The organism is Vibrio sp. 1288 (genome assembly GCF_033344475.1).
The window spans coordinates 1-1,270 of record NZ_JAWPOX010000104.1; the positions used below are offsets into that span (position 1 = coordinate 1).

Sequence of the window (1,270 nt, forward strand, 5' to 3'; positions counted from 1 at the left end):
GCGGTACGGTCAATATCGTTTAATGTCGCGCTGCCATCCCAAATTAATTGGGTTAGGGTGATAGACGCTTCTTTTCTCGTATAGTCAGTGTTGCCTCGTCCGACTTCATCAGATGGGTCGAGGCCTTCGTAACCAATGCCCGCATCAAGATCGAGAGAAGGCAAATAGGCGCCTGTTGACGCCTCATTGATGTACCTTCGGCTCTCAAATTCATTAAATGCGCTTTTGATATCTGGGTTATTTTTTAACGTTAATGCCACGGCTTGCTCTAAAGTTTGACCGAAAACGGGTATAGACACTATTAAGCTAAAGCAGCAAGCAATACTTAGTCGGTTCCATTTCACGGTGTTTCTCCTAAAAAATCGTGTTGCTTTTTGCTGTTTCATCTCACATTTGAGATAAAACATCACAAATAACAGTGTTTGAGTAAGTAAATTATCAACCTACTGTTAAACCTAGGCTTTTGTTTCGAATATCCAGAAGTTCGCCTGATTAAACCTTAGCACATGTGCAAAATGTTGCTTGGCAACCGTTTGTGTTTAAGCAAGAGAAAAGCTTGATTTCTTAATATCATAGCATTCCACGACCTGTGCAATTCCCTGCTGCACCTGTAACCCCGCCCCTTGAGTTAATCAGCACATCGCCCCTTGCACATACAACGAAAATATGAAGATTTTGACTAAACTATAGACGTAAATATTGGGGTGACAAACTTTTGACTTAGTTCAAAGTGGGGCGAGGTAGATATGGAGCGAGTAACTTTTGGCTCATTGATGAGTAATATTGTAGTTATCGGTCTCGATGGGGAAATTAGAACCCTCGAACAAGGACAGTTGCCTAAACCAGGGTAACTAATTATTAACGAAGTTTCAGACACTTCAGAACTGGTCATTGAGCAAGTGACACCGCAAGGCAGTTCCATCAATGTAACTGGTGATATTACAGCGTTGATAGAAGCTATTGCAGCGGGACAAGACCCGACCCAACTAGGTCAAGAGTTTGAAACCGCAGCGGGCGAAGCAAATGGGTCTAGTCCTCAGACAACAGGGAATGTTGCGCGAACAGGGGCAGAATTGCTCGCCAGTACCAACTTTGAGACAGTTGGCACTGAAGGAGCGGGGTTTTCAACCACTCAGATTCTAACTTTATTGGACATTCTCCCTCCAACTCAGGCACCAGCTCCGACAGGAATTCCGATTCCAGTAACAATTACGGTGCAAGATATTTCTAGCCCTGCAGTAGATGAAGGGCAGCAAGTCTCTTTCGACGT

General features: G+C 43.9%; 1 protein-coding gene and 1 pseudogene. One reads left to right on the forward strand and one right to left on the reverse strand.

Features of this window, described 5'->3' with window-relative positions:
• The coding region (locus R8O11_RS24900) for a TolC family protein (protein WP_318194564.1) at window positions 1-344 on the reverse strand (344 nt) is incomplete at its 3' end.
• Window positions 345-746: 402 nt separating this feature from the next.
• Between R8O11_RS24900 and R8O11_RS24905 the strand changes: the two are divergent.
• Window positions 747-1,270 (forward strand): annotated as a pseudogene (locus R8O11_RS24905) (calcium-binding protein); the annotation flags it as partial.